The sequence below is a fragment of the Bacillus sp. MUM 13 genome (assembly GCF_001866725.1).
GTDB lineage: Bacteria > Bacillota > Bacilli > Bacillales > DSM-1321 > Peribacillus.
The window spans coordinates 44153-51742 of record NZ_MLYQ01000022.1; the positions used below are offsets into that span (position 1 = coordinate 44153).

Sequence of the window (7590 nt, forward strand, 5' to 3'; positions counted from 1 at the left end):
TTTATTCCCGGGCACTGGCCCGAAAGCCAGACAGGGGTTTAAAAAAACACAAAAAAAGCCCGCCCCTGTATAAAATACAGGGACGAGCTTTATCATATAAGATTAACCCGCGGTTCCACCCTTGTTTCATTTCCATCTAAGGAAATGACACTCGTGACTTTTAACGGCAGCTTCCCGTCAGCCAATACTTGCTTAAGCGTTCCTGGCTGAAGTTTAGAGGCGGTAAGCGTACTAATCGTGCTGGGAAGCTTTCAGCCGTGTCCTCCCTCTCTGACAGCCCGTAATTAGAATGCCCTTGTCCTCATCATAACTTTTTCGAATGTTTTTTTCATAGTATGTAGGAAATTATAAAGTGTTATGTAAAGAAAAGCAAGACCATTTTCACAGACTTTTCAAAAGTAATTCCGGCTTTTAGCCTGCTATGCAAAGCCATTTTGCTCACTGAACGTATGGAGGGGCTTGATGACCGTTCTTTCCTCAAAAATCCTGCTGATGGTCCGGATCAATCCATCCTCGCTTTCATTTGTGTACAGATGCAAAGAAGAAGGTGCTATAGAAATCAAGGGAGCCAAAACAGAAGAATCAATGTAAAAAGGATTTTTTTCGCTCATAAGCTTCCTGTCAATCAGCCGGTATACTTCCTGTTTATCCATCTTCATACGCTTATCATTATAAAAGTGAAAGCCATTGTCATGGAGCAAATGTATGATGCCTGTTTTCGGCTGCCGTTCGTTCAGCATATCACGAAGCGAAGCAATGAAGTTCTGATAATCCTGTTCCAGCTTATATTCATCAATGGCGAGACCTGCGTAGTGCAGCAGGGTGCCGTAAAAGGATTTGAGCCGAAAGGTAGCAAATGAATCAAAAGAAAATGTGTCTTTTTCCAGCAGGATGCTCCTTAATCCTTCTTCAAGGATTGCCCTTTCCCTGTCAAAAAGACTCGCTTTATTTTTCTTCTTGTCTCCTTCTATGATGGAATGTGCAATATCAGTAATCGCCTCCACCTCTTCTCTTTCCTGAAAAAAGAATTTTTTGGTCACGATCTCTTCAAGTACAGATGAAAGTTTTTCCTTCAGCAAATAGGAATAAAAGACATCACTTAACATCGACAGTATCTTTTCGGCATTATTTTCTTTTATCTGAACGATCAATTTGAGGTCAGTGCTGAAATGAATATGTGAATGGAGTTCTGCCCAGTACGGATGGACAGAAACCAATTTCTTTAAAATGATTGCTTCTGATTCGTTTTGAAAATGGATATGCACCAAATCTATTCCCCCCTAAGCCTGCCTTTCTGCTTATGTATATGGGATAAGCCTTCTATTTAGAAGCAGGAGGGGAACAGAATATGGAAAAATGAGACTTTATGCAAAAATTCTTAAAAGAAGGCGGTTTTCGTAAACTTTGCTTCTATTGAAAGAGGGGGTTGATTTCCGCTCCAGGATGCTCGCTTTCCGTGGGGCGGGCGGTGAGCCTCACAAGCGCGCTTGCGGGGTCTCACCTTCCCGCTAATCCCACAGGAGTCTCGCACCTTACACTCCAATCAACCCGGTTTAACAACAGGTTCGCTTCACAGAACAATTAAAAAACAAAAATCTTTAAAAATAGAGCTTAAAACATAAAAACAGGCAGCTGTCCGCAGCCGCCTGTTTAATGTAAATTTTAAAGTCTTCTATTTTTCCCGTTTAAATGGATAGGCTCAGCCAGATAGCGGATCCTCTCCATGACCCGTGCTGCCTTTACTTCTTCTTTTTCCCCCCGCTGTGAAAAGGTTAAATGATTTTTCAAGCCGTCCATGTCGAAATTGGACGTGAAAAAGGTAGGAAGATTTTCAAGCATTCTAAACTGCAGAATGGGCCCGATGACTTCATCTCTTCCCCAGCTTGTCATCGTTTCCGCACCAAAATCATCAAGCATAAGTATAGGAGCATGCTTGGTCATTTCTATTTTTTCATTGATCGTATTGTCCCCAATGGACCCTTTTAGTTCTCTGAGAAAGTCAGGCACATATACAATCAGGGAAGAAATTTGTTTTTTGGCCAGCTCATTTGCAATGGCCCCAAGCAGATATGTCTTCCCGACACCAAATTTCCCATACAGGAATAACCCCTTCTGCTTTTTCCCAGGCTCATAATCCATCACAAAGGCCATTGCCTTTTCGCCTGCATCCATTCTGCCTGCAGACGAATCGCTCAGATAAAAATCTTCTATGCCTGCAGACAGTATATCCCTCGGAACATACAGGCTCTGAATCAGTTTTTCCCGTTTGGTTTTTTCATCATGAACTATTTTCCGGGGACATGGCTCGTAATGAAGATCAATTCCATTGCCTTGAAGGACCAAATGCGGCTGATAGCCTTCCATCACATTTATGCAGCCTTCAAGGCTTGGACATTTTTCACAGCCATTTTTACTTTGTGTGCTATATTCATAAAGCTTCATCAGGTTTTTATCCACAGTTTCCTTCGAAATGGCGGAACTGTTTTCATTTAAAAAATAACGGACATTTTCATCATTCAGGATTTCATTTTTAGTCCGTTCATATCTTTTCTGAAAATCTCCGGTATTAGCAAGCTTATTCAGCGATTTATCAATCCGTTCCACGGGCTGCTTCACCTCCAGTTTTTAGCTTTCTTAATTTTTCCTCAAACTGTCTCTTCCGTTCTTCAAGGCTCTCATTTTCGGTAACCTTCGCAGCCGCTGCAGGAGAGCTTTCATTGTCTTCCACTTCATTCAGCCACTCTGGAACAGATTCCGTCCTAATGGCTTTTTTCGAGCGGGTATTTCCTGTTTTCTTATTATCTGCCCATTCCTGATATTGCCTGTGCTCGCTTTTGGCGAGCTCCATGGCCTCTGCAACCGTAACAACACGCTTTCTTGCCCAATGGCTCGCAATTTTTTCCACATAAGCCTTCGTCAGCTTCATATCAGTTTTGATCATCACATATTCAACAAGCACATTCGTTACTCCCGGTGTCAGGTTTTGCTTGAGCATAATATCCTCGAGAATCTGCAAATCAGATTTGGACGGCTCAGCACCGCCAGATAGCTGGATCAAACGGCTGCGCGGCGATACGGTTTCTAAATGGCGGATATAAAGCTGTTCCTTCGTTTTAGGCTCTTCGGAATGTGAAATATATTTTAGGGGCTGAACCCTTTCAATAAGGCTCGGCATGTCAGCATGATATTCCATCTGGTACCAGTCGCGGGCTGATTTCCTCAGTTCTTCCAGATCAATTTCATTGTCTATATCAAGAGAGCCGAGAACAAGCTTTTGCATCTGTATGGGATCAATTCCATATAAAAAGGAGAGCTTGGCAATCGTGTCCCTGACCTTCAAATTAAATGCCCTGCGCGGCACGAGCGAGGTTTTGATGCCAGCAAACAGCAAATCAAAATCAAATGTATGCTCAAACCCCTGCAGCTCTACGCCTTCTTTTCGATTCATTAATCTCTTGGACTGGTCTACGCTTAAATCCTTTAAAGACTCATCTGTAACATACAAAGAATCAAGGTGATCCGAAGCGAAGATTTCCGCAAAAGATTTGGTTACCTGTTCATATTCCCCAACAGGCACACGATCATCACAGAAGAATTTCTTCAGGCGCATAAATTGGGCTTTTCCTACTTTTTTATATAAATAAATGTTCAGCATGCCGTCCGTGAAAAACTGTTCCGGACTCAGCGGCGGATTCACTTCATAAATAAACTGCTTGTTTTCATCTGCCTTCTTTTTATAAACCGTCAAAAGGCCGATACCTTCTAGCTTGGTTCTCGCATCATATATTTCTCTCAAATTCATGCTCATTGTGTTCATCAAATTATAATGCAGGGAAGACTCTGACCAAAGGCGGTTTTCTTCAAGCTCACTCCATAAAGTCATATAAAGGCTGATGCATACCGGCCCGATCAGCGGCTGATACAATAGTGTCAATACTTTGCGGTCATAATCATGAAGCAGCCCTGCTGATGATACCGAATATCGGTCTACGGGAAGCAATTCCTGCCAGTGGTTGGACATCCATATTCAAACCTTTCCAAAGTGAATCATAGCGGGTGCAGGAGCCGCAGCTGCCAGGCCGCCCGCGTTCACAGTCAACAGTAGTTTGCGCAATCTTTTATGATTTCACGGCTTTTCAGTGAAAAAAAGAGCCAAAGTAGTTGCCTCAGCTCTTTTTCTCTTTATTAATTAAATCCTTCAATTCATCTATAAATACATTAATATCTTTAAACTGCCTGTACACGGATGCAAATCTGACATAAGCAATTTCATCTACCCCTGCCAGCTTGTCCATGACCATTTCGCCAATGCTGTCGCTCTTGACTTCCGATATCCCCTGGCTTCTCAGTTCCTTTTCAACGAAATTTGTAATTTCCTCTAGTTCCTTCAAAGGCACAGGACGCTTTTCGCATGCCCTTATCAGGCCGCGGAGAATCTTATCCCTGCTGAATTCCTCTCGGGTTCCCCCTTTTTTCACAACGATTAGAGGTATTTCCTCAACCTTTTCGAATGTTGTGAAACGGTACCCGCACACCTCGCATTCCCTTCGGCGGCGGATGGAGCGGCTTTCGTCTACAGGCCGGGAGTCCAATACTCGTGTGCCGTTATATTGGCAGGACGGGCATTTCATCATTTATCAGCTCCGTTTATGCAGTTCTCCCTATCCATGGAGAACGAACCATTTTCATACCATTATACTATAAAAAGAACCTGTCAGTACAAGAAGAAATAAAGAACTGTTCAGAAGCTTTCAGAGCTCCTGGAAGCCAGCAATTATGCTTTTTTTCCGGCTGCAGCCGGGAGCTTCTTGTCAAGTTGTTCGTAGGAACCAGCAGCCACCCTGGACAGTAGCGGATATACCCCGGTCAGGGAGCGCTTTTCCGTGGAGACTGTAAAATCGACTGCAGTTTCAAACGGTTTTACGGTTACGACGGTTGCAATAATGGATATGCGCGGGGCCTTTCGGGTCACAGCAAAAACTTCACCGTGCTCCTTTGAAACAGATTTAATTTCAAATTGCTGTTTATTTGCAAAAATCTCTTCTGCTGCACGAAGCGCTGTTTCTGCATTCGCTTTATAATAATGCGTCCTTAGCAATTCATCTTTATGATGATCGTTCGTTTCACATTGCTGATTGTACCGTTTAAAAATAGACTGAAACAAAGCCATACACATCATCCTTGAAATTGTTTTGATGTAATCATTATACATGTCGAACTGTGTAAAAAAAAGCATAAGCATCATATTCCGAGGAACAAAGAGCAGTAATGGCAAGGCAAGTATGCCTGAAATTCCCTATTTCCCTGCAAATAAAAAGAGACGCCGCGCGGGCATCTCCTGAATCGTCATTAAATTATAGTGCATTAACTTTAGTATTTTTCACTTGTACAGGGCCCATTCCACGCGGAAGTTCGATATTTTCGCGTGTTTGTGCATTCAATGCCTCTGCAATGTAGTCTGCAGCAATGTGCGGGTTCAAATCTCCGCATGTATACACATCTATGCTTGCATATCCGTGTTCAGGAAAGCTGTGGATAGTCAGATGAGACTCAGAAATAATTACTACTCCGCTAACTCCCTGTGGTGCAAATTTATGGAAGGCCACTTCACGGACCTCTGCTCCAGATTTTAATGCTGCATCAACAAAAACCTGCTCAATATAATTCATATCGTTTAATTTTTCGAAGTCACAGCCCCAAAGTTCTGATATTACATGTCTGCCCATTGTTTCCATGTTTATGTTTCCCCCTTAACATGATAAAAATATTTTTGTAAATTTCAAGCAAATAACTACCACGGGGGAAAGTTAGTCCAAAGAGGTCCTAACCCTTTAAGTAGCCATTATGAAGGTCTAACCTAAGAAGTTCACGAATCATAGTATACTTTGTTTATTATTACTTTGCAACATATCTTTTTTATATCCAGCTATCTGAAAATCCCTTGATTTTACACGAAACGGGGAGCAGCCCGCACTCTGCATATCTTTTCCAAAATAAAAATCCATATTAAAAATGTTTCTTTATTGCTGTCCGTCATTTATAAAGGGAGTTTTCGTAAACGTTGCAGCTGTGAAACAAGGTGGCTGATTTCCGCTTCGGGATGCTCGTTCCAATTAACATGATTTAACAATGGGTTTTCCTCTCAGACTCATTAACTTAAGAAATGATCCAAAAAAAGAAGCTTCCCTCTTCAGGGGAGCTCCTTCTGTTTATCCTACCTTCATTTCTTTCATACTAAGCATTTCATCTGCCACCAGGTTCACAAGGTCCACAACACGGCAGGAATAACCCCATTCATTATCATACCAGGCTAAGACCTTCACCTTCCTTGTCCCCATGACCATTGTTGACAGTCCATCAATGATGGCTGAATGAGGATTCGTGTTAAAGTCTATTGATACAAGCGGCTCATCCGTGAAATCAAGGATTCCTTTTAAAGGCCCTTTTGAAGCAGTAATAAAGGCTTCATTAACCTCATCAAGAGTAACATCTCTTTTTACATCGACCACAAGATCCACAAGCGAGACATTTGGGGTCGGTACTCTTAAGGCCATTCCGTGAAGCTTGCCCTTTAACTGCGGAAGCACTAGCGAAAGTGCTTTTGCAGCACCCGTAGTGGTTGGAATGATGCTTTGCCCGCAAGCCCTTGCACGCCTTAAATCTTTATGGGGATTATCTATGTTCCGCTGATCATTTGTATAAGAATGAATCGTTGTCATTAAGCCATTTTCAATTCCGAAACTATCTTCAAGCACCTTTGCGACAGGTGCCAGGCAATTCGTGGTACAGGAGGCATTGCTGATGATATAGTGTTCATCAGCCTGAAGCGCTTCTTCATTGACACCCATCACGATTGTAACATCTTCTTCTTTTCCGGGAGCTGTTAATACAACTTTCTTAGCTCCGGCATCAAGATGCTTCGCAGCTTTATCCCTGCTATTGAACTTTCCTGTTGCTTCAATAACAATATCTATATTCATTTCGCCCCATGGAAGCAGTCTCGGGTCGCGGTTATTAATGAGCCGAACACGGTGCCCATTCACTATAATAGAGTCTTCTTCCGCCCTGACATCCCCGTCAAACCTGCCATGGTTTGTATCATATTTAATTAAATGCACTAAGGTTTCAGCAGGATAGCTGGCATTGATTGCCGCAATGTCCAGGTTATCATTTAGAATTGCTTTACGGAAAACCATTCTTCCGATTCTTCCAAATCCATTAATCGCTACTCTTGCTTTCATGTTTCGGAACCTCCCGAATTAGTGTTATACTCATTATGTTATTTCCACAATTAGTATAGCATAATTCATAATGAAAGCGGTAAACATTTCTCTAAAAATCAGCATATTTATTAATTATGATGTCTCTGATTCACTTTTTAGTTCATATCCTCTCCAGATGGTTCCTTTTCAGACGCCGTGCAGCAGACATCTTTAAATAGGCTGTTTTCGTAAACTTTGCTGCTATGGAACAAGGGGTTGATTTCCGCTTCAGGTTGCTCGCTTTCCACGCAAGCGGTGAGCCTCCTCTGCTTCGCCTGCGGGGTCTCACCTTCCCGCTAATCTAAGCAGGAGTCTCGCACTTACGCTC

General features: G+C 42.5%; 8 protein-coding genes and 1 other annotated feature. All 8 genes read right to left on the reverse strand.

Annotation, left to right across the window (positions count from 1 at the left end):
* Nucleotides 1-75 precede the first annotated feature (75 nt).
* Nucleotides 76-317: a binding site (T-box leader), on the reverse strand.
* Nucleotides 318-419: 102 nt separating this feature from the next.
* The 8 genes from ytxC to BIV59_RS24220 all read right to left on the reverse strand — a co-directional run bounded on the left by ytxC (nucleotide 420) and on the right by BIV59_RS24220 (nucleotide 7510).
* A complete protein-coding gene (gene ytxC, locus BIV59_RS07225) occupies nucleotides 420-1265 on the reverse strand; it encodes a sporulation protein YtxC (protein WP_240501864.1) in 846 nt (281 codons plus the stop codon).
* A gap of 397 nt (nucleotides 1266-1662) precedes the next feature.
* Nucleotides 1663-2604, reverse strand: a complete 942-nt coding sequence (gene dnaI, locus BIV59_RS07230; protein ID WP_071350795.1) for a primosomal protein DnaI — start codon at nucleotides 2602-2604, stop codon at nucleotides 1663-1665.
* Nucleotides 2591-4021, reverse strand: a complete 1431-nt coding sequence (locus tag BIV59_RS07235) for a replication initiation and membrane attachment family protein (protein ID WP_071350796.1) — start codon at nucleotides 4019-4021, stop codon at nucleotides 2591-2593. Before BIV59_RS07235 ends, dnaI begins: the two co-directional genes overlap by 14 nt.
* A gap of 145 nt (nucleotides 4022-4166) precedes the next feature.
* Complete coding sequence (gene nrdR, locus BIV59_RS07240) at nucleotides 4167-4631, reverse strand: transcriptional regulator NrdR (RefSeq protein WP_071350801.1); 465 nt, start codon at nucleotides 4629-4631, stop codon at nucleotides 4167-4169.
* Between the two features lie 143 nt (nucleotides 4632-4774).
* Entirely contained in the window at nucleotides 4775-5170 is a 396-nt protein-coding gene (locus BIV59_RS07245) for a hypothetical protein (protein ID WP_071350797.1), read from the reverse strand.
* A 184-nt stretch (nucleotides 5171-5354) separates the two neighbouring features.
* On the reverse strand, nucleotides 5355-5735 hold the full coding sequence (gene speD, locus BIV59_RS07250) for an adenosylmethionine decarboxylase (protein ID WP_071350798.1): 381 nt from the start codon (nucleotides 5733-5735) through the stop codon (nucleotides 5355-5357).
* A gap of 474 nt (nucleotides 5736-6209) precedes the next feature.
* Nucleotides 6210-7241, reverse strand: a complete 1032-nt coding sequence (locus BIV59_RS07255; RefSeq protein ID WP_071350799.1) for a glyceraldehyde-3-phosphate dehydrogenase — start codon at nucleotides 7239-7241, stop codon at nucleotides 6210-6212.
* A 137-nt stretch (nucleotides 7242-7378) separates the two neighbouring features.
* Nucleotides 7379-7510, reverse strand: coding sequence for a hypothetical protein (locus tag BIV59_RS24220; protein WP_276205130.1), 132 nt, complete (start codon nucleotides 7508-7510; stop codon nucleotides 7379-7381).
* Nucleotides 7511-7590: the final 80 nt, after the last annotated feature.